Annotated in this window: 23 protein-coding genes; 11 read left to right on the plus strand and 12 right to left on the minus strand. The window is 69.8% G+C overall.

All coding sequences use genetic code 11. The features are described from left to right. Positions 1 to 61: 61 nt before the first annotated feature. The 5 genes from OG223_RS13960 (at position 62) to OG223_RS13980 (ending at position 5,494) form a co-directional block, all read left to right on the plus strand. The gene (locus OG223_RS13960; protein ID WP_329247291.1) at positions 62 to 1,432 is read left to right on the plus strand and encodes an ABC transporter substrate-binding protein; all 1,371 of its coding nucleotides are present in this window, start codon (positions 62 to 64) and stop codon (positions 1,430 to 1,432) included. Then, entirely contained in the window at positions 1,429 to 2,367 is a 939-nt protein-coding gene (locus OG223_RS13965) for a carbohydrate ABC transporter permease (RefSeq protein ID WP_329247294.1), read from the plus strand. Before OG223_RS13960 ends, OG223_RS13965 begins: the two co-directional genes overlap by 4 nt. After that, the gene (locus tag OG223_RS13970) at positions 2,364 to 3,212 is read left to right on the plus strand and encodes a carbohydrate ABC transporter permease (protein ID WP_329247296.1); all 849 of its coding nucleotides are present in this window, start codon (positions 2,364 to 2,366) and stop codon (positions 3,210 to 3,212) included. Before OG223_RS13965 ends, OG223_RS13970 begins: the two co-directional genes overlap by 4 nt. Beyond that, positions 3,209 to 4,198, plus strand: coding sequence for a zinc-dependent alcohol dehydrogenase family protein (locus OG223_RS13975; protein WP_329247299.1), 990 nt, complete (start codon positions 3,209 to 3,211; stop codon positions 4,196 to 4,198). Before OG223_RS13970 ends, OG223_RS13975 begins: the two co-directional genes overlap by 4 nt. Positions 4,199 to 4,309: 111 nt before the next feature. Next, positions 4,310 to 5,494, plus strand: a complete 1,185-nt coding sequence (locus OG223_RS13980) for a TerD family protein (RefSeq protein ID WP_329247302.1) — start codon at positions 4,310 to 4,312, stop codon at positions 5,492 to 5,494. 60 nt (positions 5,495 to 5,554) lie between these two features. On the opposite strand, the gene OG223_RS13985 is transcribed toward OG223_RS13980, so the two are convergent. Beyond that, positions 5,555 to 6,133, minus strand: a complete 579-nt coding sequence (locus OG223_RS13985; protein ID WP_329247305.1) for a TetR/AcrR family transcriptional regulator — start codon at positions 6,131 to 6,133, stop codon at positions 5,555 to 5,557. Between the two features lie 147 nt (positions 6,134 to 6,280). On the opposite strand from OG223_RS13985, the gene OG223_RS13990 reads away from it, so the two are divergent. Next, the gene (locus OG223_RS13990; protein ID WP_329247308.1) at positions 6,281 to 7,732 is read left to right on the plus strand and encodes an MFS transporter; all 1,452 of its coding nucleotides are present in this window, start codon (positions 6,281 to 6,283) and stop codon (positions 7,730 to 7,732) included. A gap of 19 nt (positions 7,733 to 7,751) precedes the next feature. On the opposite strand, the gene OG223_RS13995 is transcribed toward OG223_RS13990, so the two are convergent. The 4 genes from OG223_RS13995 to OG223_RS14010 form a co-directional block, all read right to left on the minus strand. After that, the gene (locus OG223_RS13995) at positions 7,752 to 8,768 is read right to left on the minus strand and encodes a 1-aminocyclopropane-1-carboxylate deaminase (RefSeq protein ID WP_329247311.1); all 1,017 of its coding nucleotides are present in this window, start codon (positions 8,766 to 8,768) and stop codon (positions 7,752 to 7,754) included. 13 nt (positions 8,769 to 8,781) lie between these two features. After that, positions 8,782 to 9,429 (minus strand): GntR family transcriptional regulator, encoded by a 648-nt coding sequence (locus OG223_RS14000; protein ID WP_329247314.1) that lies wholly within the window; start codon positions 9,427 to 9,429, stop codon positions 8,782 to 8,784. 84 nt (positions 9,430 to 9,513) lie between these two features. Continuing rightward, positions 9,514 to 11,097, minus strand: coding sequence for a TROVE domain-containing protein (locus OG223_RS14005; protein WP_329247316.1), 1,584 nt, complete (start codon positions 11,095 to 11,097; stop codon positions 9,514 to 9,516). 490 nt (positions 11,098 to 11,587) lie between these two features. Continuing rightward, positions 11,588 to 13,042 carry an alkaline phosphatase PhoX gene (locus tag OG223_RS14010; protein ID WP_329247319.1) on the minus strand — a complete coding sequence of 485 codons (1,455 nt, stop codon included), beginning with the start codon at positions 13,040 to 13,042 and terminating at the stop codon, positions 11,588 to 11,590. Positions 13,043 to 13,476: 434 nt separating this feature from the next. On the opposite strand from OG223_RS14010, the gene OG223_RS14015 reads away from it, so the two are divergent. Both OG223_RS14015 and OG223_RS14020 read left to right on the plus strand, forming a co-directional pair. After that, positions 13,477 to 14,637 (plus strand): hypothetical protein, encoded by a 1,161-nt coding sequence (locus OG223_RS14015; protein WP_329247321.1) that lies wholly within the window; start codon positions 13,477 to 13,479, stop codon positions 14,635 to 14,637. 57 nt (positions 14,638 to 14,694) lie between these two features. Beyond that, the gene (locus OG223_RS14020; RefSeq protein WP_329247324.1) at positions 14,695 to 15,141 is read left to right on the plus strand and encodes a hypothetical protein; all 447 of its coding nucleotides are present in this window, start codon (positions 14,695 to 14,697) and stop codon (positions 15,139 to 15,141) included. A 57-nt stretch (positions 15,142 to 15,198) separates the two neighbouring features. Here OG223_RS14020 and OG223_RS14025 read toward each other — a convergent pair whose 3' ends face one another. Continuing rightward, entirely contained in the window at positions 15,199 to 16,635 is a 1,437-nt protein-coding gene (locus OG223_RS14025) for a hypothetical protein (RefSeq protein ID WP_329247327.1), read from the minus strand. 313 nt (positions 16,636 to 16,948) lie between these two features. Here OG223_RS14025 and OG223_RS14030 point away from each other — a divergent pair, with 313 nt between their 5' ends. Beyond that, positions 16,949 to 18,772 carry an endonuclease/exonuclease/phosphatase family protein gene (locus OG223_RS14030; RefSeq protein WP_329247328.1) on the plus strand — a complete coding sequence of 608 codons (1,824 nt, stop codon included), beginning with the start codon at positions 16,949 to 16,951 and terminating at the stop codon, positions 18,770 to 18,772. A gap of 65 nt (positions 18,773 to 18,837) precedes the next feature. Here OG223_RS14030 and OG223_RS14035 read toward each other — a convergent pair whose 3' ends face one another. Further along, positions 18,838 to 19,563, minus strand: a complete 726-nt coding sequence (locus tag OG223_RS14035; protein WP_329247331.1) for an SRPBCC family protein — start codon at positions 19,561 to 19,563, stop codon at positions 18,838 to 18,840. A gap of 44 nt (positions 19,564 to 19,607) precedes the next feature. Next, positions 19,608 to 20,216, minus strand: coding sequence for an ArsR/SmtB family transcription factor (locus tag OG223_RS14040; protein WP_329247334.1), 609 nt, complete (start codon positions 20,214 to 20,216; stop codon positions 19,608 to 19,610). A gap of 109 nt (positions 20,217 to 20,325) precedes the next feature. Here OG223_RS14040 and OG223_RS14045 point away from each other — a divergent pair, with 109 nt between their 5' ends. Beyond that, complete coding sequence (locus OG223_RS14045) at positions 20,326 to 20,805, plus strand: hypothetical protein (RefSeq protein WP_329247336.1); 480 nt, start codon at positions 20,326 to 20,328, stop codon at positions 20,803 to 20,805. 9 nt (positions 20,806 to 20,814) lie between these two features. On the opposite strand, the gene OG223_RS14050 is transcribed toward OG223_RS14045, so the two are convergent. The 4 genes from OG223_RS14050 to OG223_RS14065 form a co-directional block, all read right to left on the minus strand. Beyond that, entirely contained in the window at positions 20,815 to 21,519 is a 705-nt protein-coding gene (locus OG223_RS14050; RefSeq protein WP_329247339.1) for an antibiotic biosynthesis monooxygenase, read from the minus strand. A 78-nt stretch (positions 21,520 to 21,597) separates the two neighbouring features. Then, positions 21,598 to 21,759: a hypothetical protein gene (locus OG223_RS14055; RefSeq protein ID WP_329247342.1), complete on the minus strand. Its 162-nt coding sequence runs from the start codon at positions 21,757 to 21,759 to the stop codon at positions 21,598 to 21,600. A 31-nt stretch (positions 21,760 to 21,790) separates the two neighbouring features. Beyond that, positions 21,791 to 22,462, minus strand: a complete 672-nt coding sequence (locus OG223_RS14060) for a hypothetical protein (protein ID WP_329247345.1) — start codon at positions 22,460 to 22,462, stop codon at positions 21,791 to 21,793. Beyond that, positions 22,459 to 22,596, minus strand: a complete 138-nt coding sequence (locus tag OG223_RS14065) for a hypothetical protein (protein ID WP_329247348.1) — start codon at positions 22,594 to 22,596, stop codon at positions 22,459 to 22,461. The genes OG223_RS14060 and OG223_RS14065 overlap by 4 nt, the downstream gene beginning before the upstream one ends. Positions 22,597 to 22,788: 192 nt before the next feature. On the opposite strand from OG223_RS14065, the gene dapA reads away from it, so the two are divergent. Then, complete coding sequence (gene dapA, locus OG223_RS14070) at positions 22,789 to 23,694, plus strand: 4-hydroxy-tetrahydrodipicolinate synthase (protein WP_329247350.1); 906 nt, start codon at positions 22,789 to 22,791, stop codon at positions 23,692 to 23,694. Position 23,695 lies beyond the last annotated feature (1 nt).

Genomic DNA, 23,695 nt, shown 5'->3' on the forward strand with positions numbered 1-23,695 from the left:
CACCAGGGGTGTGCCGTTCCCGTGCGCACCCTTTTTCTCCCCATACGTGCAGGAGCGATCCATGCGAACCCAGAGCCGACGACGGCCGCCGCGAGCCACGCTCGCCCTGGCCGCCGTAGGGACGCTGCTCGCCCCGCTGCTCTCCGGCTGCTGGGTCGGAGCGGGCGGCGCCGGATCAGGCGGCAACTCGATCAACGTCCTGATGGTCAACAACCCCCAGATGACCGAACTCCAGAAGCTGGCACCGAACTTCACGAAGGAGACCGGCATCAGGGTCAACTTCACGGTGCTGCCCGAGAACGACGTCCGCGACAAGATCAGCCAGGACTTCGCCAACCAGGCCGGCCAGTACGACGTGGCGACCCTCTCCAACTACGAGATCCCGATCTACGCCCGCAACGGCTGGCTGCACGAGATGGACTCGTACGTGGCGAAGGACCCGGCCTACGACGAGCAGGACATCCTCAAGCCGATGCGGGAGTCCCTGACCGCCGACGACGGCAAGCTCTACGGGCAGCCGTTCTACGGCGAGTCGTCCTTCCTGATGTACCGCAAGGACGTGCTCGCCGACAAGGGCCTCACCATGCCCGCGCACCCGACCTGGACCCAGGTGGCCGACATAGCCGCCAAGGTCGACGGCTCGAAGCCCGGCATGAAGGGCATCTGCCTGCGCGGGCTGCCCGGCTGGGGCGAGCTGATGGCACCCCTGACCACCGTCGTGAACACCTTCGGCGGCACCTGGTTCACCAAGGACTGGAAGGCGCAGCTCGACTCCCCCGCGTTCGAGCAGGCGACGAAGTTCTATGTCGACCTCGTCCGCAAGCACGGCGAGTCCGGCGCGGCCCAGTCCGGCTTCGCCGAGTGCCTCAACAACATCACCCAGAGCAAGGTCGCCATGTGGTACGACGCCACCTCGGCGGCGGGCTCGCTGGAGGCCAAGGGCTCCCCGGTGAAGGGCAAGATCGGATACGTCCCCGCCCCGGTCGAGAAGACCGACTCCTCGGGCTGGCTCTACACCTGGGCCTGGGGCATCCAGAAGGCGTCCCACAACTCCGACAAGGCCTGGAAGTTCGTGTCCTGGGCGTCCAGCAAGCAGTACGAGCAGTTGGTCGGCGAGAAGGACGGCTGGTCCAACGTGCCGGCCGGCAAGCGCGCCTCGACGTACACGAACCCGGACTACGTCAAGGAGGCCGCCGCCTTCCAGGAGATGACCAAGGCGGCCATCGAGGGCGCCAAGCCCAACGACCCCGGCGTGCAGCCGCGGCCCGCGCCCGGCATCCAGTTCGTCGACATCCCCGAGTTCACCGACCTCGGCACGAAGGTCTCCCAGGAGATCAGTTCGGCCATCGCCGGACGCCAGTCCGTCGACTCGGCCCTGAAGAAGTCCCAGAAACTCGCCGAGAAGATCTCCAAGGAGTACGAGGGACGATGACCGCCACGACAACGGCCCGTCTGGCCGCCACTCCGACCCGCACCGCGCGACAGCCATCGGACAAGCTGCGCGCCTGGGCCACCCGCGCCCCGCTGCTCCCCGCCCTGGTCTTCATGATCGTCGTGACCCAACTCCCGTTCGTGGCCACGCTGGTGATCTCCTTCTTCGACTGGAACGCGCTCTATCCGAAGGCCCGCCACTTCACCGGCGTCGACAACTACCAGCAGGTCCTGACCGACGCCGACCTGCGCCACTCGGTGTGGACGACCATCCTGCTCACCGTCGCGGTGGTGCTGGCCAGCCTGGTATTCGGCCTGCTGCTCGCGCTGCTCCTTGACCGTAAGTTCCGGGGCCGGGGCTTCGTCCGCACGCTGCTGATCGCACCCTTCCTGGTGGTGCCGGTGGCCGCGGCCCTGCTCTGGAAGCATGTGCTCTACAACCCTGAATACGGCCTGCTCAATGGGCTGTTGCACTATGTGGGCGGCCCACAGCCGGACTGGATCTCCAACACCCCGCTGCTCGCGGTCGAGGCCTCGCTGGTGTGGCAGTGGACGCCGTTCATGATGCTGATCCTGCTGGCCGGGCTGCAGAGCCGCGACCACCAGCAGATCGAGGCCGCGAAGGTCGACGGCGCGAGCGACTGGCAGGTCTTCCGCTATCTGACGCTGCCGCACCTGCGCCGCTATCTCGAACTCGGCGCCCTGCTGGGCTCGATCTACATCGTCCAGAACTTCGACGCGGTCTTCACCATCACGTCCGGCGGCCTGGGCACCGCCAACCTGCCCTACACCGTCTACCAGAGCTTCTACCAGGCCCACGAGAACGGCCTCGCCTCGGCGGCCGGCGTCCTGGTCGTCATCGGCTCGATCATCATCGCGACCTTCGCCCTGCGCGTCGTGTCGTCCCTGTTCCGTGAGGAGGCGTCCCGCGCATGAGCAGCATCGCCGTACGCGTGCGTGCCCGCCGAAAAGGCGCGGGCCTCGGCCTGGTGGCCTGGCTCCTGGGCATCGTGTTCTTCCTGCCCATCGCCTGGATGGCGCTGACGTCCTTCCACTCGGAGACGGACGCGGCGACCAACCCGCCGTCGTTCGGGGCCGCCCTCACCCTGGACGGCTACCGGGAGTTCTTCGGCACGGGCGGCGGCGCGAGCCCCTGGCCCGCGCTGGTCAACTCCCTTGTCGCGTCCGTGGCTTCGACGCTCTTCGTGCTGCTGCTGGCGTTCCCGGCGGCCTACGCGCTGTCGATCCGCCCGGTGAAGAAGTGGACCAACGTCCTGTTCTTCTTCCTGTCCACGAAGATGCTCCCGGTGGTGGCGGGCCTGCTGCCGATCTACCTGTTCGCGAAGAACGCCGGGATGCTGGACAACATCTGGCTCCTGGTCATCCTCTACACCTCCATGAACCTGCCGATCGCGGTGTGGATGATGCAGTCCTTCCTCGCCGAGGTCCCGGTCGCCGTCATCGAGGCGGCACAGATCGACGGCGCCCGGCTGCCGACCATCCTCGCGCGCGTGGTCGCCCCGATCTCCCTCCCGGGTATCGCGGCAACAGCTCTCATCTGCTTCATCTTCAGTTGGAACGAGCTGCTGTTCGCCCGGGTCCTCACGGGCGTCGTCGCCGAGACCGCCCCCGTGTTCCTGACCGGCTTCATCACCAGTCAGGGCCTGTTCCTGGCGAAGGTGTGCGCCGCGTCGCTCGTCATCTCCCTGCCGGTGCTCGCCGCGGGGTTCGCCGCCCAGGACAAGCTGGTCCAGGGCCTCTCCCTGGGAGCCGTCAAATGAAGGCCGCCGTCATCGAGTCCGTGGGCCGCGCCGTCGTCACCGAGGTCCCGGACCCGACGCCGGGCCCCCGCGAGGTCGTCGTCGAGGTCGCCGCCTGCGGGCTGTGCGGCACCGATCTGCACATCCTCCAGGGCGAGTTCGCGCCCAAGCTGCCGATCGTGCCGGGCCACGAGTTCGCCGGCGAGATCGTCGCGGTCGGCACCCAGGTCACCGAGGTCTCGGTCGGCGACCAGGTGGCCGTGGACCCGTCTCTCTACTGCTACGAGTGCCGGCAGTGCCGCAACGGCCACAACAACCTCTGCGAACGCTGGGCCGCGATCGGCGTCACCACGGCGGGCGGCGCGGCCCAGTACGCGGTGGCCCCGGTGGCGAACTGCGTGAAGCTGCCCGAGCACGTTCGCACCGCGGACGCGGCCCTCGTCGAACCGCTCTCCTGCGCGGTGCGCGGCTACGACGTCCTCAAGTCCCGCCTCGGCGCACACGTCCTGATCTACGGCTCCGGGACCATGGGCCTGATGATGCTGGAGCTGGCCAAGCGCACCGGCGCGGCCAGCGTCGACATCGTGGACCTGAACCCGGCCCGCCTGGAGACCGCCCGCACCCTCGGTGTCTCCGGTTCGGCGGCGAACGCGGACGAGCTGGACCGGCCGCAGGGCTGGGACCTCGTGGTCGACGCGACCGGCAACGCGGCGGCGATCCAGGACGGCCTGGAGCGGGTGGCGAAGGCGGGCACGTTCCTCCAGTTCGGGGTGGCCGACTACGCGACCCGGGTGTCGATCGACCCGTACCGCATCTACAACCAGGAGATCACCATCACCGGCTCCATGGCGGTGCTGCACAGCTTCGAGCGGGCGGCGGAGCTGTTCGCGAACGGGGTCCTCGACCCGGAGATCTTCATCAGCGACCGGATAGAGCTGGAGCGGTATCCGGAGGCGCTGGAGCAGTTCGCGGCGGGGGTGGGGCGGAAGATCGTGGTGATTCCCTAGGGAATCAGGGGTAATCGGAAGCGTTCGGGCCGGGGTTCCGGGGTTCCACCAATTGGCCGCTTGGTAAGGGAACGGCAAAATGGTCTCGGTCGTTCACCAACCATGACAGCTATGACCCCCGGCTCGAACATCCCTCTCTCCGCCGCGCGCGTGACGGTGGACGTCGCCGCCCCGGTGCGGCTCGACGTATCGGGCCTGCTGCTCACGGGCGACGGCAAGGTGCGCTCCGACGACGACTTCATCTTCTACAACCAGCCGACGGGCCCCGGCGTGACCTACCGCTCCGGCGGCGGTACGGCACCCGACGCGATCATCGTCGACACCGGCGCCGTCCCGCCGGGCATCGAGAAGATCGTCGTCACCGCCAGCCCGGACGCGGCCGGCCAGAGCTTCCAGGGCATCGAGCCCACGGCGACGATCCGCAACGCGGACGACAACAGCGTCCTGGGCACGTTCACGCCCCCGCAGCTCGGCGCGGAGACAGCGCTGGTGGTCGTCGAGATCTACCTCCGCAACGGCGCCTGGAAGGCCCGCGCGGTCGGCCAGGGGTACGCCAACGGCCTGGCGGGCATCGCCACCGACTTCGGCGTCTCGGTGGAGGAACCGGCAGCGGCTCCGGCACCGGTGGCCCCGCCGACCCCCACGGTGCAGACCCCGGTGGCACCCCCGGCACCCGCCGCTCCCCCGGCCCCGCCCGCCGCGCCCCCGCTCGGCGCCGGAAAGATCAACCTCGACAAGGGCCGCGTCAGCCTCCAGAAGAACCAGACGGTGTCCCTGGTCAAGGGCGGCCGCGCACTCCTCTCCCAGGTCAAGATGGGCCTCGGCTGGGAGCCCGCGTACCGCGGCAAGGACATCGACCTGGACGCCTCGGTCATCGCCTACGGCCCGCAGCGCAACCACGTCGACAGTTGCTACTTCGGCAAGCTGTCGATCCTGAACGGCGCGATCAAGCACTCCGGGGACAACCTCACGGGCGAGGGCGGCGGTGACGACGAGGTGATCGTGGTCGACCTCGGCCGCATCCCCCAGGAGGTCACCGGCCTGGTCTTCACGGTCAACTCCTTCTCCGGCCAGAAGTTCACCGAGGTCGCCAAGGCCTACTGCCGCCTCCTGGACGCCGCGACCGGCGAGGAGCTGGTCCGCTTCGACCTCACCAACGCCGAGGCCCAGACCGGCGTGATGATGGCCAAGCTGGTCAAGCAGTTCTCCGGCGAGTGGGACATGACCGCGATGGGCGACTTCGTGAAGTCCCGCACGGTGCGCGGCATGGTGAAGCCGGCGGCCCAAGCGCTGTAACCACCACAGACACAGTCCTACGACCGCTGTGGGCGCCCCTTTCGAGGGGCGCCCGGCGTTTCAGCCCCCGGCCGGGGGCCGTAGCCCGTCCGTCACCAGGGACAGATAGCGGCGGATGAACTTTCCCTGGCCGTCCGCCAGTTCGGAAGCCGTGGACACCCCGTGGGCCAGCCGCAGGATCTCGATCGGCTCGACGTCCTGGCGCAGGGTCCCCTCCCGCTGTGCCGCCTCGACCAGCCGCTGCGCCGCCCCCTTCATGGAGCCGGCGCACGCCGTGAGCGCGGCCTGGCTGCCATCGGTGACGGCCGAGCCCAACAGGGCCTTCATGCCGCGCACTTGAATCATGCCGAGGCCGACCCAGTACAGCCACTCGACCAGTGCCTCGCCGGGCGGGAGTTCCTTCGCGATCTCGTCCGCGCGGGACGCGAGCGCCTCGATCCGGTCGACGTAGGCCGCCTCCAGCAGCGCCTGCCGGGTCGGGAAGTGCCGGTACAGGGTCCCCGAGCCGACCCCCGCGCGCTTGGCGATGTCGTCGAGTGACGCGTTCTCCCCGTGCTCGGCGAACGCCTCGGCCGCCACCTTCAGCAGCCGCTCGTAGTTGCGCCGGGCGTCCGCGCGCATGGGTCTGACCTGCGTCATCCAGCAACTCCTTGCGAACCGGGGACTCTCTCCGTATCTTACCGAGTACTAAACGGAGACAGTCCCCGCTTATCACTGTGTTCGTCGACGGGCAGTCCGTGCTGCCCGCACGCCTCTCAGCCGGGGACGCCAGACCGGGAGAACTCCATGTCCACCCCGTCCGCACCGTCCACCACCACCGATCCTCTCTCCGCACCACCTCGGCCCGCCAGGCTCGGGACCGTCCTCTTCACCGTCGTGACCGCCTATTTGATGGTTGGCGTCGACTCCACCGTCGTCAACGTCGCGCTGCCCGACATCCAGAAGGACCTCGGCTTCAGCCCCACCGGCCTGTCCTGGGTCCTCAACGCCTACACGCTCGCCTTCGGCGGGCTGCTCCTGCTGGGCGGCCGGGTCGGCGACATCGTCGGCCGCCGCCGTACGCTCACGATCGGCGTGCTGCTCTTCGCGACCTCGTCCCTCCTCGGCGGGCTGGCAACCGACAGCGCCTGGCTGCTCTCGGCCCGGGCGCTCCAGGGCGTTGGCGCAGCGCTCATCGCGCCCAGCACCCTCGCCCTGATCACCACCAACTTCCCGGAGGGCCCGCGCCGTCACCACGCGCTCGGCATCTACACCTCCATGGCCGGTATCGGAGCCTCGATAGGCCTGGTCGTCGGCGGCATGCTGACCTCCTGGGCGTCCTGGCGCTGGTCTCTGCTGATCAACGTGCCGATCGGCGTCGCGGTCGCCCTCGCCCTCCCCCGCTTCGTCACCGAAACCCCGCGCCACGCGGGCCGGTTCGACGCTGCGGGCGCGCTCACCGGCACCGCCGGGATGACCTCGCTGGTGTACGCGTTCATCCGGGTCTCGTCGGACGGATGGGGCGATACACAGGCGCAGTTGGGGTTCAGTTTCGCGGCGGCCCTGCTCGCGGGATTCACCCTGGTCGAGTCCCGCGCCGCCCAACCCATCATGCCGCTGCGCCTGTTCACCAGCCGCAACCGAGCGGGCGGCTACGCGGGCGTCCTGCTGCTGCCGGCGGGCATGTTCGGCGCGTTCTACTTCCTCACCCTGATCAGCCAACGGGTCCTGGACTACAGCCCGTTGCGCGCGGGCTTCGCCTTCCTGCCGATGACCCTGGCGTTGTTCACGGTGGTCCGCTTCGTACCGCGCCTGCTGGCCCGGTTCGGCGCCAAGCCGGTACTGCTCACAGGTATGGCGCTGCTCGTCGCAGCGGCGGGGTGGCTGTGGCAACTCCGCCCCGGCGACGGCTACTTGACCGGCCTGCTGGGCCCCCTGTTCCTGATGGGCATGGGCGTCGGCCTCAGCTTCATGCCCCTCAACGTGACGATCCTCGCGGGCATCGAACCCCGCGAGGCGGGCGCCGCGTCCGGCCTCCTGCAAACCCTCCAGTGGCTCGGCGGCACCCTCGGACTGTCCATCCTGGTCACGGTCTTCGGCACGGCGACCCGGCACGCGACCGGATCGCCCTCCGACATCCTCGTCCACGGCGCGGCCCGCGCGTTCGGCGTCGGCGCGCTGATCGCCCTGACCGCCCTGCTGGTGTCGGCGTTCGTGATCACCGGCAGGAAGACCGAGGGGGCCGAGGAGACGGCCTAGAGAAAACTGGGGGGACTCCCTAGAACAGCGCGCTGTACGCGTTCAGCGCGGGCTGTCCGCCGAGGTGGGCGTAGAGCACGGTGGAGTCGGCGGCGATCTCACCGCGAGCGACCAGGTCGATCATCCCGGCCATGGACTTGCCCTCGTACACGGGGTCGGTGACCATCCCCTCCGTGCGGGCGGCAAGGCGCATCGCCTCCAGCGTGGTCTCGTCCGGGATGCCGTAGATGCCGGCGTGGTAGCGGTCGTCCAGCTCGACGTCGTCGAGGGTCAACTCACGCTTGACGCCGATCAGTTGGGCGGTGCCCTGCGCGATGCGGGCCACCTGCTCGCGGGTCTCGGCGGGCTTGGCCGACGCGTCGATGCCGAGGACCCGGCGCTCGCGTCCGCCGGCCTCCTCGATCGCACGGAACCCGGCGACCATGCCCGCCTGAGTGGAGCCGGTCACCGAGCACACCACCACGGTGTCGAAGAAGACGCCCAACTCCCGCTCCTGCTCGGCGACTTCGTTGGCCCAGTTGGCGAAGCCGAGGCCGCCGAGCGGGTGGTCGGAGGCACCGGCCGGGATGGCGTACGGCTTGCCGCCGCTCTCCTCGACCTCCCGCAGCGCCTGCTCCCAGCTCTCCTTGAAGCCGATGCCGAACCCGGCCTTGACCAGGCGTACGTCCGCTCCGGCGAGCCGGCTGATCAGGATGTTGCCGACCTTGTCGTAGACGGAGTCGGGCCACTCCACCCAACTCTCCTGGATCAGCACGCACTTGAGCCCGGCGCGGGCGGCACAGGCGGCGACCTGGCGGGTGTGGTTGGACTGCACGCCGCCGATCGAGACGAGGGTGTCACAGCCCTGCGCGAGGGCGTCGGCGACGAGGTACTCCAGCTTGCGGGTCTTGTTCCCGCCGTACGCCACACCGGAGTTGCAGTCCTCGCGCTTGGCCCACATCGTGGCGCCGCCGAGGTGGGCGGTGAGGCGCTCCAGCGGGTGGACGGGCGAGGGGCCGAAGAGGAGGGGGTAACGGTCGTACGAGGAAAGGGACATGGGATCTCCAGGGTCAGTCGGCGTCGGCCAGGTCTGCGAGGGTGTGCCAGATGTCGGCCGTGACGCGGACCGCACCGTCCGTGTCACCTTCGGCGCAGGCCTCGATCAGCCGCTCGTGCAGTCCGGCCGAGCGGCACGAGCCGCCCTCGCCGAAGCGTCGTCGCTCCAGTCGGCGGATGAGCGGGGTGTAGCGGGCGACGGTGGCGGCGGCGGCGCGATTGCCGCTCACCCGCACCGGCACGTCGTGGAGTTCGTCGTCCGCGCGCAGGGCCGCGTCCACGTCACCGGCGGCCACCGCGGCGGCGAACCGGTCGTTGGCCGCGCGCATCGCGTCCAGGTCCGTGTCCCGCAGCCGGGGCACGGCGACCCGGGTGACCAGTTCGTGCATGGCCCCGACCACGGCGGCGGCGTCCCGCACATCGGCGGCCACGACCGGAGTCACCCGGGTGTAGCTCTGCGGCTTGCTCTCCAGCAGCCCCTCCTCCACCAGCCGCGAGAACGCCTCCCGCACCGGAGCGCGCGACAGCCCGAGCCGCTCGGCCAGCTCGGCGTCCCGCACCACCGCGCCGGGTTCGATCTCGCCGGCCACGATGGCGTCGCGGATCGCTTCGTAGGCGCGGTCTCGGAGGAGGGTGCGCGGGACGGGCCGCAGGGCGTTCATGAACTGAAATGTTAGATGTCAATCTCCCGTCGGACAAGGGTGTGGCCCGCACCCCCCGTAGAAGTGCGGGCCACGCCTCGCCTCTCAGGCGGCCCAGGGCCAGTCCGCGTCCCGGGCGGCCTCCAGCAGCGGCACCATTCGGAAGGCCGCGTCCGAGAGGCCGCCGAAGGTGTGCCGGTTGCCCTTGCCGGACGGGCCGTGGCCTGCCCGGTACCCGGCGAGGTTCCAGGTGTAGACCGGTACGTGGGCCGGGACCTGCTCGGTCGGGTCGCCGTGCCTGCTGTAGGCGTACTGCTCGTCGGTGATGATCAGCACCCGGTCCTGGCTCCGGTAGTGCGAGCGGACCGCCGAGGTGGTGTCGGTGCCACCCAGGTCGCCGAAGCGGCCCAGGATCTTGAGCACCGACTCGCCCTTGCCGAACGTCAGGCGCTTGCTCGTGGTGCCGAACTCCACGAGGTCCGCGTCCGCCGCCCGCAGTGCGAGCGCCGTGCCGAAGATCGCCGCCGCGTCGGCCCGGTTGAGCTCCGAACGGTCGGACAGCCGCGAGAAGAACATCGAACCCGAGCGGTCCACGAGCACCAGCGTGCGGCCCGGCAGCGCGGGCACGTTGGCCAGCGAGTGACCGAGCGCCCGCTCCAGCGGGTACGACCAGCGCAGCGAGGGCGCGTGCTGGTACGCGGCGAGGTACCGGAAGGGGAACTGCCGCGAGCGCGCGACCTCCGCCGGGTCGCTGATCTTCGCCGCGACCCGGGCCGCGACCTCGTCCGAGACGCCGGCCTCGTCGAAGTTCCGGAGGTTGCGGACGAGCGCCATCGAGCCCATGGACGGAATGACCGCCTCCCAGGCCGCCTTGTCCATCGGGCCCTGCAGCCACCCGGCCAGCGCCTCCCACGTCATCCCGGCCGCCGCGAGCCGCTCGGCACCGTCGGCCGCCGTGACGACCGCGCGCCGCTGCGCGACCGGCAGTGCCATCAGCTCGCGGTGCGCGGTCAGCACACGGTTCGACGCGGGCGGTACGGCGGTGTCCGGGTGGTGCCGCCGGTCCAGCGCGTACTGGAACAGCTCGCCCTGCCACGCCTTGTCCGGGTCCGGCGCCGCGTGCACCAGGTTGAGGATGTCGCCGAAGCGGTAGCCCTTGGACGCGGTGTCGTACTTCAGCAGCGACGTGCCGCCGTAGAGACGTCGTACGGCGTCGGCGACACCGCGCTTGACGGGCTTCGGGATGTTGCGGCCGTACAGCGCGGTCCAGTACGCGAGCAGCTCGCCGGGCTCGTCCGGGCGCCGGAGCACGGAGTCGACGACCTGTCGGTTCGAGGGGCCGTCGGTGGCGCCGGCGTCGAGGCGGGCCTTCACGTACTCGGCGGCGCCCACGACGGCTGCCGTACGGAGGTTGCCCTCGCCGCGCAGCCAGCCGAGGAGGCCGGCGGTCCAGGCCGGGTCGGTGACGGCGAGTTCGCGCACGAGGGTCGCGAAGCGGTCGTCACGGTCGGCGCCGGACTCGTAGAAGGTCTGCTGGGAAACGAAGTTGGAGACCGCGAGCAGGAAGAGCTCGGAACGCGCGTCCCGCTCACTGCCTCGGCCGCCCTGGTAGGTGCGGAGTACTCGGCCCGTGGAGGTGACCCGCGAAGTGGGCTGCGCCTTCGCCGCCTTGGTGTTGAATCGCGCCATGGTGAATTCCCCCCGAATTCATTGGTGTTCCGGAGGGAGGAGCGGCAAAGGGAGAGTGCCCGAGGTCGAAGTCGACTGCGGTGCTTATAAACTGGCGCGTCTTCCGTTCCGCCACATCGACCTGAGTCGATGACGGGATTCGAACCCGCATGAGGGATTCACCCCCACCAGTTCCCGAAGTATCCGCTGCCTGCGCACCGGGCACCCACCAAATGCCGAGCCTCCCGAGATCAAATCGGCGGCGGCATGGGATTCTTTGGAAGAAGTAGCCGCAGCCCGCGCACCGGGAGGTGCATGAAGTTGTGGTGTCCAGAGTTCAAGGCCGGCGGAACCGACGTAGGTGCTCTAACCCCTGAGCTACACCGGCGCGTTGTACCGGTGGCGGGACTCGAACCCGCGGCCGCCCCATTATCAGTGGAAGTAGGTCCTGCCTTCGCACCTGGACGTTCTTCACTCTAGGAGGCGGCCGCGACTCGGGCGAACGAATTAATTACTTCTTCTGGCGCTTCCAGGGGCCCGTGATGGCGAGCATGATGCCGGGCGTCTGGATGTTGGCGTAGAGCGTCTTGCCGTCGGGCGAGAAGGTGACGCCCGTGAACTCGCTGTATTCGGGCTTCTCCGCGGTGCCGATGTTGAGTTCGTTGCGGGCGATCGGGTACGTGCGGCCGCTGTCGGTCGCGCCGAAGAGGTGCTGGACGCCCTCGCCGTCCTCGGCGATGACGAGGCCGCCGTAGGGAGAGACCGTGATGTTGTCGGGGCCGTCGAAGGCGCCGTCCACGGACGGGTCGGGGTTGACGCCGATGAGGACCTTGAGGGTCAGGGTGCGGCGCTTGGGGTCGTAGAACCAGACGGCGCCGTCGTGCTGGACGGGGCTCTCCGTGCGGGCGAACGAGGAGACGATGTACGTGCCGCCGTCGCCCCACCACATGCCCTCCAGCTTGCGGGCGCGGGTGATCTCGCCGGTGGCGAACTGCTTGCGGACCGACACCGACTTCGCGTCGCGGTCGGGGACGGTCACCCAGTCCACGCCGTAGACCGTGCCGATCTTCGTGGCGCGGGAGAGGTCGTCGACGAACTGGCCGCCGGAGTCGAAGCACTTGAAGGCCTGGAGGACGCCCGCGTCCTCGGCGAGGGTGTGGAGCTTGCCGCGGCCGTGGTGGAAGTGCTCGGGCGGGGTCCAGCGGTAGAGGAGGCCGTTCGGGTTGGCCGCGTCCTCGGTCAGGTAGAGGTGGCCGCGCTTGGGGTCGACGACGACGGCCTCGTGGGCGTAGCGGCCGAGTGCCTTGATCGGCTTGGGGTTCTTGTTGGCGCGGCGGTCCACCGGGTCGACCTCGAAGACGTAGCCGTGGTCCTTGGTGAAGCCGTTCGTGCCGGCCTTGTCCTCGGTCTCCTCGCAGGTGAGCCAGGTGTCCCAAGGGGTGTTGCCGCCCGCGCAGTTGGTGGCGGTGCCGGCGATGCCGACCCACTCGGCGACGTGGTCGCGGCGGACCTCGACGACCGTGCAGCCGCCGGCCGCGGCGGGGTCGTAGACGAGGCCCTCGGTCAGCGGGACGGGGTGGGGCCAGTTGGCGCGGGGGCCGGCCAGCTCGTGGTTGTTGACGAGGAGGGTGGCGCCGCGCGGGCCGTCGAAGGTGGACGTGCCGTCGTGGTTGGAGGGGGTGAACTCGCCCGACTCCAGCTTGGTTTTGCCGCTGTAGGTGATGACGCGGTATTTGAAGCCGGCCGGGAGGGCGAGGAGGCCGTCCGGGTCGGTGACCAGCGGGCCGTAGCCGACACCGACGTGCCCGTGCCCGGACGCCGACTGCTCGGCCGCGCTCTCGACGTCGGTGTCGGTGGAGGCGAGGGCGTTGGGTGCGGTGGCGAGGGCGCCGACGCTGCCCGCCAGCGCGACCCCGGCACCGGTCATCGCGGACTTTGCGGTGAAATCTCTGCGGGTGAGCGACATGCGTGTCTCCTGTGACGGTGGGTGTGCCGTGGAGGGTGGCGGACCTCGGTCGGCGCCACGCTTCCGCCCACGCCTGAACAGGAGTTGAACACGGGGCGACATCGTCTGCCTCTCTTCCATGAATCCGTATGCACTGACCCACGGGACCCAAAAGCACCGCGCTTCGGAAGAATTGACCGGCGGAATTTCGAAAGCAAGGTCAAAAGGCATAGCCAGGACGGAAAGTATGGATCGGGACGAAACTCGTGATTCATTTCAGATTGCCTTGACTCTGCCCGCCCTCCGGCCATAGACCTGAAGAGCACACCGCCGGAGGCCGGCTCACGAAGCCGGCCCGTGTGGGCGGGAAGTGCCCCTTGAACGGCCCTTTCGAGAAGGCGCGATCGCCGCAGCCATAAGGGACCAAGAGCCGTAATCTGATGAGGTGGTCTGGCGTGAGCCAGCCCGAGATGATGCGAGGACCGACTGGTGGTCAGCTGAGTGACAGCTCCCGCCAGCAAGCGAATTCAGACTTCCTGCGGCCGCAGTCGCCGCTGGCCAACGTCGTCGGCTTCGGCCACGGCGTGAAGTGGATCGACGGACAGGCCACGGGCGAGGCGGCCGTGCTGGTGTTCGTGACCCAGAAGGTGCCGGAGTCCCAGCTCCCCGAGCGGGATGTCATCCCGCGGACGATGGACGACGGCACCCCCACCGACGTCGTCGCGGTCGGTCATGTCGCCGCGCAGCGTCAGCAGCAGCAACGCAGGACCTCGGGCCGCTCCGAGGACCGCGCCTCCTACCGGAGCGACGGCAGCACGGCCGAGCAACTCGCCGGTCTCGCGCAGCCGTTGCTGGAGGAGCGCGGCGGGCTCGGACAGTTCGAGCCGCAGCAGCTCAGGCGCCGTATGCGTCCGTCGCCCTCCGGCGTCTCGGTCGGCAACGTACGGGTGACCGCGGGCACCCTGGGCAGCGTGGTGTACGACTTCCTGCCGGGCGCCTCCGTGGACCCGCCCGGTCCCGGCCTCGGCACTCCGGCGAGGTTCTACATCCTCTCCAACAACCATGTGCTGGCCGACTGCAACCGTGCCCAACTGGGCAGCCCGATCCTGCAGCCCGGCGCGTACGACGGCGGCACGGACCCGGACGACCGCATCGCGACCCTGGAGCGGTTCATCCCGATCCAGTTCGCGCCGCAGACCCCGGTGGAACGCCACAACAACGTGGTGGACTGCGCACTCGGCGCCGTGGACTTCCAGGACGCCACCCGTGAGCAGCACTTCAGCGGTGCGCCGCGCGCCTGGCGGCGCAAGGCCAACGTCTCGGTCGGCGACCTGGTGAAGAAGACCGGCCGTACGACGAACATCAGCTTCGGCCGGATCATCGCGACCGATGTCACGATCGACGTCGGCTACGGCACGGCGGGCACGGCCCGGTTCAAGGACCAGGTGCTGACGACGAGCATCTCGGCGGGCGGCGACTCCGGTTCGCTGGTGACCTCCCTCGACAACGTCGCGACCGGTCTGCTCTTCGCGGGCTCCTCGGTCGTCACCGTGGCCAACCACATCGAGAACGTCCGCGCACTGCTGCGGGTGGAGATCGCCGAGCAACTGGCCTGAGGGTCGGTCGAAACCCGTAACGGTCACTCAACAGCCGTACCGGAAGAGGGAATCAGCATGACCACGCAGGCCAAGCGGCAGAAGAGCCACGCCGGCTCCGAGCACCGCTTCCACAATCCCCAGGGCGCGGAAGTCAAGACGCGTGACGAGGCGTTCGCCTCCCAGCAGGACATGGCCGCCGAGGCGGTCTCCGCCACCGCCCAACTGGAGCTGCACAACGGGGCGATGACCTTCGCCATCGAGGTGCGGTACAACCCCAACACCTATCCGCACGTCGTGACCGGCGGCCAGATCACCTCCGGTATCAGCGGCGCCCCCTGGGACATCACGGGCGGCTTCATGGGCGAGACGATCCGTCTCGACGCGAAGCGCACCGGCCAGGGCGCGTACGCCAACGCGATGACCCTCGTAGGCGAGTTCCAGAACCCGCCGGCCTACCGGGGCACGTACGGCTTCAACGGGGACACCTCGTCGTTCAAGCACACGACGAACTACCACTGCTGAGGCGGTGAACCGTCGGGGTGTGGGGAGGCCGGCCTCCCCACACCCCGACTTGCTGCGTCAACTCCCTTGCTGGGAACGCGCCTTGAAGGCCGCCTTCCGTGCTTCCTTCGCGATCCGCTTGTCCGGGTGCAGCCGGCCCATCGCCTCCAGGACGTCCGCGGTCGCCGGGTGGTCGACCCGCCAGGCCGCCGCGAAGAATCCGTTGTGCTGCTGGGCCAGGCCCTCCACCAGGGCCTGGAGCTCCTCGGAGTTGCCCTCGGCGGCCAGTTGCGCGGCGACCGTGTCGACGGTCAGCCAGAACACCAGTTCCTCGGAGGGCGCGGGGACGTCGCTCGCGCCCTGTTCGCTCAGCCAGACGCGGGCGAGGCCGCCCAGTTCGGGGTCGTCGAGCACCTCGCGCAGCGCGGGTTCGGCCTCGCCGCCGACGAGGGAGAGCGCCTGCTGGCAGAGCAGCCGTCGGAGCGGCGCGCCGGTGTCGCCGCCACGGGCCGCGGCGAGCAACTCCCGTGCGGCGGCGAGGGGTTCACGACCGGCCAGCCACTGCTCGGTCTCGGCCCGCGCGGCCCCCTGCGGGAACCTGGAGGTCCCGTCGAGCAGCGCGTCCGCGCCCTTGTCCGCGAGTTCTCCCACGGCGGGGGCGGCGAAGCCGGCTTCGAGGAGGCGGGCGCGCAGGCCGTACAGGCCGAGCGGGGTGAGCCGGACCATGCCGTAGCGGGTGACGTCGGTCTCGTCGACGGGGGCGGCGGGTCCGTCCGCCGGCTCGTCGAGGTCGGCCATCAGGGCCTCGTCGACGGGCTGGTACTCGACGATGCCGACCGGTTCGAGGAGCCGGAACTGGTCGTCGAGGCGCATCATCGCGTCGGAGACCTGTTCCAGTACGTCGTTGGTGGGCTCGCCCATGTCGCTGGGCACGATCATGGACGCGGCCAGCGCGGGCAGCGGGACGGGGCCGTCGCCGGGGCCGTCCTCGTTGACGGTCAGCAGATAGAGGTTGCCGAGGACGCCGTCGAGGAACTCGGCCTCCGCCTCGGGGTCCCAGTCGAGTGACGAGAAATCGACCTCGCCACCCTCGTCCACGGCGTCGACAAGACCGTCCAGATCGGGCACGCTCGCGTCCGCGAGGAGGGTGTCGAGGGCGCCGAGCCAGATCGCGAGCACGTCGTTCGGGGAGCCGGAGGTGAGCAGCGCCAGCTCCTCGCCGGCCGCCACGATGCCTTCCTCCTCGTCGACGATCTCGACGAGCCCGGTGTCCACGGCGACCCGCCAGGCCTCGCTCGCGTCGGCCGCGGCGTCGTCGCCGGTGAGTCCGAGGCGCTCGGCGGCGGCGGGCAGTTGCTCGTCGACAAGCCCGCCACCGGCGTCGATCCGGGTGTCGGGTCCTGCCCAGCGGGCGAGCTGTGCGGCCCGGGCGAGCAGGGGGGTGGACAGCGCGTCGCGCGCCAGCTCCGCTTCGGAGTGCAGCCGCACCGGCGGCAGGGGGGAGCTGTCTGACATCGGCGGGTTCTCCTAGGGCGCCTCGATGGCCGTACGACGGCCGTTCACGACACACGACTCAGCCGCTCAGCCTAGACGGATTTCGACCCATGCCGCCCGGTTCACGTCCCGGCCACCACGCGTACATGGCTGAAACCTTGACAACTGAGCGGCCCCGCAATGAGATTGACGCGCGTAGAAATGTCATGGACACCCGATCCAGGTATGTTCTACGCGCGTCGCCTCCGCCCCACCGGTCGCGGCTCCCACCGCCGCTGCACCAGCTTCATCCACCCTCGTCCCGGCACTCATGCATGTCCCCGGAGGGATCCCGTTGCCGAGCAAGTCCTCCGCGCGCCTTGCCGCGCTGACCGTCGCCGCCGTCTGTTCCGTGGCGTCCACGATCGTTCTCACCTCGCCCGCGCACGCCGACGGTGTGCGCATCCACGACATCCAGGGCACGACCCGGGTGTCCCCGTACGCCGGCCAGAAGGTCGCGGACGTACCGGGCATCGTCACGGGCGTCCGCACCTACGGCTCGTCCAAGGGGTTCTGGTTCCAGGACGCGACCCCGGACGACAACCCGGCCACCAGTGAGGGCGTCTTCGTCTTCACCAGCTCCACGCCGAAGGTCGCCGTCGGCGACTCGGTCACCGTCTCCGGCACGGTCTCCGAGTACGTGCCGGGCGGCGCCGCGACGGGCAACCAGTCGCTGACCGAGATCACCAAGCCGACGGTCACCGTCGTCTCCAGCGGCAACGCCGTACCGGCCGCCACGGTGATCAGCGACCGGTCCGTGCCGAGCACGTACACCCAGGCCGGTGACACCGCCGCGAGCAACTCGATCAACGCGCTGGCGCTCCAGCCGAAGAAGTACGCCCTGGACTACTACGAGTCCCTCGAGGGCATGAACGTCCAGGTCTCCGACGCACGCGTGGTCACCGCGACCGACCCGTACGCGGAGCTGTGGGTCACGGTGAAGCCGCACGAGAACGCCACCAAGCGCGGTGGCACGGTCTACGGCTCCTACGACCAGCAGAACGGCGGGCGCCTCCAGATCCAGTCCCTGGGCGCGACGGCGGACTTCCCGGTCGTCAACGTCGGCGACAAGCTCACCGGCACCACGGCCGGCCCGCTGGACTTCAACCAGTACGGCGGCTACACCCTCGTCGCGAACGAGATCGGCACCGTGAAGAGCGCCGGTCTGAAGCGCGAGACCACGCAGAAGCAGTCGCGCGGCGAACTGGCGGTCGCGACGTACAACGTCGAGAACCTCGACCCGTCGGACGGCACCTTCGCCGCGCACGCCGCCGCGATCGTGAACAACCTCCAGTCCCCCGACATCGTGTCCCTGGAGGAGATCCAGGACAACAACGGTGCGACGGACGACGGCACGGTCGACGCGAGCGTCACGGTCAACAAGCTGATCGACGCGATCGTCGCGGCCGGCGGCCCGACGTACGACTGGCGCTCGATCAACCCGGTCAACGACCAGGACGGCGGCGAGCCCGGCGGCAACATCCGCCAGGTGTTCCTGTTCAACCCGGAGCGGGTCTCCTTCACCGACCGCGCGGGCGGCGACTCGACGACCGCCGTCGGTGTCACCAAGGTGCACGGCAAGGCCCAACTGACCGCGTCCCCGGGCCGGATCGACCCGGCCAACGCGGCCTGGAGCGCGAGCCGCAAGCCGCTCGCGGGCGAGTTCGTGTTCAAGGGCAAGACGGTCTTCGTGATCGCCAACCACCTGATCTCCAAGGGTGGCGACCAGCCCCTGACCGCGCAGTACCAGCCAGTCACCCGCAGCTCGGAGACCCAGCGCCACGCGCAGGCGACGGCGGTCAACGCCTTCGTCAACGAGATCCTCGCCGCGCAGAAGAACGCGGACGTGATCACGCTCGGCGACATGAACGACTTCGAGTTCTCCGACACCGCGAAGATCCTCGAGGGCGACGGCGAGCTGTACTCGGCGATCAAGTCCCTGCCGAAGAACGAGCGTTACACGTACGACTACCAGGGCAACGAGCAGGTCCTGGACCAGATCCTGATCAGCCCGTCGATCCGCAAGGACTGCTTCGAGTACGACAGCGTCCACATCAACTCGGAGTTCAACGACCAGATCAGCGACCACGACCCGCAGGTGCTGCGCTTCCAGCCGTAGCACCCGCGGGGAGCCACGGGGGGGCTCACGGGGGGGTGGACGGGGTCTCGCCGACTTGCACCAGGTCAGGCGAAGGCCCCGTCCAGCCAGTTCCGCCAGGCGAGTTCGTTCGTCTTGGCGTCGGCGTCCGGGGCGAAGTCGTGGACGCTGATGCCGACCGGGGCGCCCCAGTGGTTGCGCCCGAAGAAGCGGATCAGCGCGCTGTCGGTGCGCAGTCCGATGAAGTACGGGTCCCGGAAGTCCAGTACGGCGTCCAGGAGTTGGCCCTCGGGACCGCGGGCCCGGACCCGTGTCCCTTGCTCGGTGTCGTCCGCGAGGCCGAGCGCCCGGCCGACAACTCCGAAGGCGTCGGCGGCGGTTGAGGCGTCGGGGCCGTCGAGCGTCGCGAACGCGACCGGGCGGCCCGCGAAATGGACGACGTACTCCCGCAGCGTGTGCATGTAGAAGGCGTTGTGCTTGCGCGCGCCGTCGTACTGGTTGTCCCAGTCGTCGGTGAAGATCCCGCTGTGCACGTACCGCACCCAGGCGCGCCGGCCATCGTCGCGGGGCTCGATGGTCTCGTCGATCTGGTTGAGGCTCTGGGTCGGGAAGCCGACGTCCTCGGTGCGGGCGGTGATCCGGTGCGGCGGGTCGAAGGTGGTGAGGGTCGACCCGAAGGGCCCGACGCGCTTCTCGCCGTCGAACTCCATCGGCCACAGCCAGCCGCCCGTACCGGACGTGACGGCGTCCCACACCTGCTGCGGCGTGGCGGCGACCTCAAACTCGTAGACGATCTCGAATTCCTTGGACATGGCTGGCTCCTGAGTACTGACTGGTTCTACTGGTTCTACTGGGTCTACTGGTCCAGTTCCGGGGTGGATGGCTTCTTGACCGTGGGGTGGACGGCGACCACGATCCGGTGGTCGCGGCCCTCCTCCGCCTCTCCCGCGTCGTACTTGCGGATGAGGGCGCTCACCCCGGCGGTCAGTTCCTGGATGAACGCGGCCCGGTCGGCGGCGGACGCGAAGCGCACCTCGCCGTCCAGCGCGTAGGTCGCGAGCCGCTGGTGGGCCTTGGTGGCCCCGGTGATCAGCGAACCGACGTCCCGCACCAGCCGGGCGCCGAGCGCCAGCAGCCAGCGCGCGGAGAGCTGGTCGCGGAACCGGTCCGGGTCCGGCTGCACGGCGGCGAGCGCGAGCGGCGAGATGACGTACGACGCGGCGGTCGCCCGCATCAGCCGCTCGGTGACATTGCCCTTGCGCCGCTCCCCGGCCAGCTCGACCAGGCCGTGCCGCTCCAGCGCCTTGAGGTGGTAGTTCACCTTCTGCCGGGGCAGTCCGACCTTGCCGGCCAGCATGGTGGCCGACGCGGGTCCCGCCCCCAGCTCGGCGAGCAGCCGGGCCCTTATGGGGTCCAGCGAGACGGCTGCGGCCTCGGGGTCCTCGATCACGGTGACGTCCAGCATGCGTACACCGTCTCACCGAACACTTTTTTTGTCCAGGGGAGTGAGGTTGTCGGTGGGAGTCGTCGCTGGAGTCCGTCATTCTTGACGTGTCCTACGAAGGGGGACCCCAGTGACGAGCACCGATCCGGAGCACAAGCCGCTCCTCGCCACGGGCATCACGACGGACGACGCCTGGGCGATCTGCGACTTTCTGGTGCCGCGTCTCGAATCGGTGCAACGCGCTCATGGCGACGGCACGGAGGAGCACCGCACGGCCGCGGCTCTCGCCGAGGCGGTGTCGGCCCTCGTCCTGGAGATCGAACGTGAAATCCGTGGCCCCATGAGGCCGCGTCTCGCCACCTCCTCGGCCCGGCCGCCGGCTCCCGCCCCCGCGCCGACCGAGAGCGAGCGGATCGCCAGGGAGAAGCAGCGGCTCACCATGATCAGGGAGTACTGGAACCAGCTCCACGGCATCGTTCGGATCTGGCGCGGGAGCGACGGCTACGACCGGGTCCGCTGGCAGCAGGTGTCCTTCCTGGACGCCGCTGCCGAGGCCGAGTATCAGCGACACGTCGCCGAAGCCGGCCTCCGGAAGGCCACGCGGCCGTGAACCCCGCGATCAGTCGGCGACGAGCCCGAGCGCGTGGTCGTAGCGGCTGACCGTGGTGCTCTTCAGGCCGGGCCAGGTCTGGACGCGTTCCCAGTGCGCGGTGGCGGAGCCGATGCCGTCGCCGGGTGCCGCGAGGGCTTCCAGGTGGGCCTGGGCGCTCTCCCACTCGGCGTAGTTGAGGACGCGGGTGCCGTCGGTGGAGAGGTGGAAGTGGGCGGCGATACCGCCGGGGTGCGGCGCGGGCTCGTTCTCCAGCGCCTCGAACACCGCGTCCACCCAAGCCCGTTGGCGGTCGGGGTCGGGTCCTTCGAACTCGACGTCGACGATCACGACGCACCCGGGGACGCGTCCGCCCCGGTCCGCCGGGCCGCCGCCGCGGTAGTGCCGGTAGCGGCCGAGACCGATCCGTTCGATGCCCGGCACGGCGGTGTCGATCTCGTCGACCCGCTCCTGGCGGCGGGTCCTGACGAACGCCTCGTAGGCCTGCTCGCTCGCCCACTGCGAGTAGTGCAGCAGGGTCGAGGCGTCGTGCCCGGTGTAGAGGTGATAGCCGAGGAGGTCGTCGGCGGGCCAGGGCCGGCGCTCCCAGGCGGCGGCGACCGCCTCGACGGTCTGCCGCTGGCGCAGCGGTGTGCCGACGCGCCAGGTGCTGAAGAAGGGGGCGCCGACGCGGGGGTCGGCGAGGTCGGGGTGCGAGTCGGTACGACGGGTCATGCGGACCTCCGCTGATCGGTACGGGTGGGTACGCCGACCAGCCTTCAACCTCGACCGATGTTGAGGTCAAGGCCCGGGCTACTGCTGCGCCGTGCCCCCTTCCAGACGCGCCAACCGGCTCTGGAACCAGTCGAGCCGCGCCTGCAACAAGGCCGCCTCCGCGACCAGTTCGGACACACCGAGCCCCTCGGGCACTCCGGGATCGACGGTCACCGTCTCCGTGCCGCTCCCGGCCGCCACCCGCAGGCCATCCCCGGGCCGCCGACCCGGGCTACTGCTCCCCTTCCAGGCGCGCCAACCTGCTCTGGAACCAGTCGAGCCGCGCCTGCAACAAGGCCGCCTCCGCGACCAGTTCGGGCACACCGAGCCCCTCGGGCACTCCGGGATCGACGGTCATCGTCTCCGTGCCGCTCCCGGCCGCCACCCGCAGCCCGTCGCCGGCCAGCCGGGCGAACGCGGCGAGCGAGACGGACGTACGGCCGTGGACGCAGCCCGCGCACGTGGCGGTCAGGGCGCGCCAACCGGGCCTGCCCCAACCGGCGTCGGCGAGGGCGACGGCCCGTGCGCCGCAGGCGCAGGGGCCGACGGTGGCGGTGCGGACGCGCTGGCGGGCGTAGCGGAAGCCGAGTTCGAAGCGGATGTAGGCGCCGAGCACGGTGATGTCGAGGAGGACCGCCGCGCGGTGCTCGGCGGTGCACAACAGGGCTTCCGCGGTTGCCCGTTCGTGCACGCAGTGGAAGCCGCAGTCGCAGCGCCGCGCGGGCGAACGGTGGCGGCGGCCGTAGACGCAGGACGCGTCGGCCACGACTCCGTACGGCAGCGCGCCGCCCAGCGACACACCGGTGAACCCGGCCCGGGTGCCGTCCTGGGACAGCACCGGGTGGGCGATCTTGAATCCGGTCGGCGGCTCCGTCGGGCGTTCCTCGGGGAGCCGCAGTCTCATCGGGCGGCCGGGACCTCTGCGGGCGCCTTCTCCTGCGTGAACTCCGCGATGCTCTCCGGGAGTTCGAGCTCTTCCTCGTGGATCTGCGGCCGCTCTTCGGCGACTCCGGTGGCCAGTGCCTTGCCGAGCTTCATGACGCCTCCCGTGACCAGGGGGTGGATGAACTTCCCACGTCGGTGACCTTCTTGGCCATGGTGACCCATGAGGGGGTCAATTGGACATAGGGCCTCCGGCCTCCCCACCATTCCGCGGCATTAGCGTTGCTTACCGATATGCCGTAGAAGAATTAAGTGGAGCTTTACGATTGTTCTGCCGAGACTCCTTCCATGACGAACGCCACGGCCTCCGCCCCACCCCCGTTCGGCCGCGCCCTGTGCGCGATGATCACGCCCTTCACCGAGACGGGGGAACTCGACCTCGACGGTGCCCAACTCCTCGCCGAGCGGCTGGTGTCGGAGGGGTGTGACGGGCTCGTGCTGTCCGGGACGACCGGTGAGTCGCCGACCACGACGGACGCGGAGAAGTCGGCGCTCGTCACGGCCGTCCGCGAGGCGGTCGGCGACCGTGTCCCCCTCGTCTCCGGCGTCGGCACCTTCGACACCCGGCACACCGTGGAACTCGCCCATCAGGCCGAAAAGGCGGGCGCGGACGGGGTGTTGGTGGTCTCGCCGTACTACAGCAGACCTCCGCAGGACGCCCTGGAGGCACACTTCCGCGAGGTCGCCGACGCCTCCGGACTGCCCCTCATGCTCTACGACATCCCGGCCCGCACCGGCACCCGTATCGAACCGGAGACGATGATCCGGCTCGCCGAGCACCCCAGGATCGTCGCGGTCAAGGACTGTTCCTACGACTTCCTGGGCGTCCAGAAGGTGCTGGACCGGACCGACTTGGCGTACTACACGGGCTGCGACGAGCACATCCTCGCGCTGTACGCGGTGGGCGGGGTGGGGTATGTGAGCACGGTCGCGAACGTCGTCCCGGCTCGACTCCGGGCGATCCTCGACGCGTTCGAGGCGGGCGACACCCCCGTGTCCGCCCGCCTCCAGCAACGCGCCACGCCGCTCGTCGAGTTGATGATGGCGGCGGGACTGCCCGGCACGGTGACGGTCAAGGCGCTGCTCAACTCCCTCGGCCTGCCCGGGGGTTCGGTCCGGGCACCGCTGCTGCCCGCCGGCCGCGAGGCGGTCGACGGGCTGGTGGCGGCGTACGAGGAGTTCGTGGCCGGCTGAC

The organism is Streptomyces sp. NBC_01478 (genome assembly GCF_036227225.1).
GTDB lineage: Bacteria > Actinomycetota > Actinomycetes > Streptomycetales > Streptomycetaceae > Streptomyces.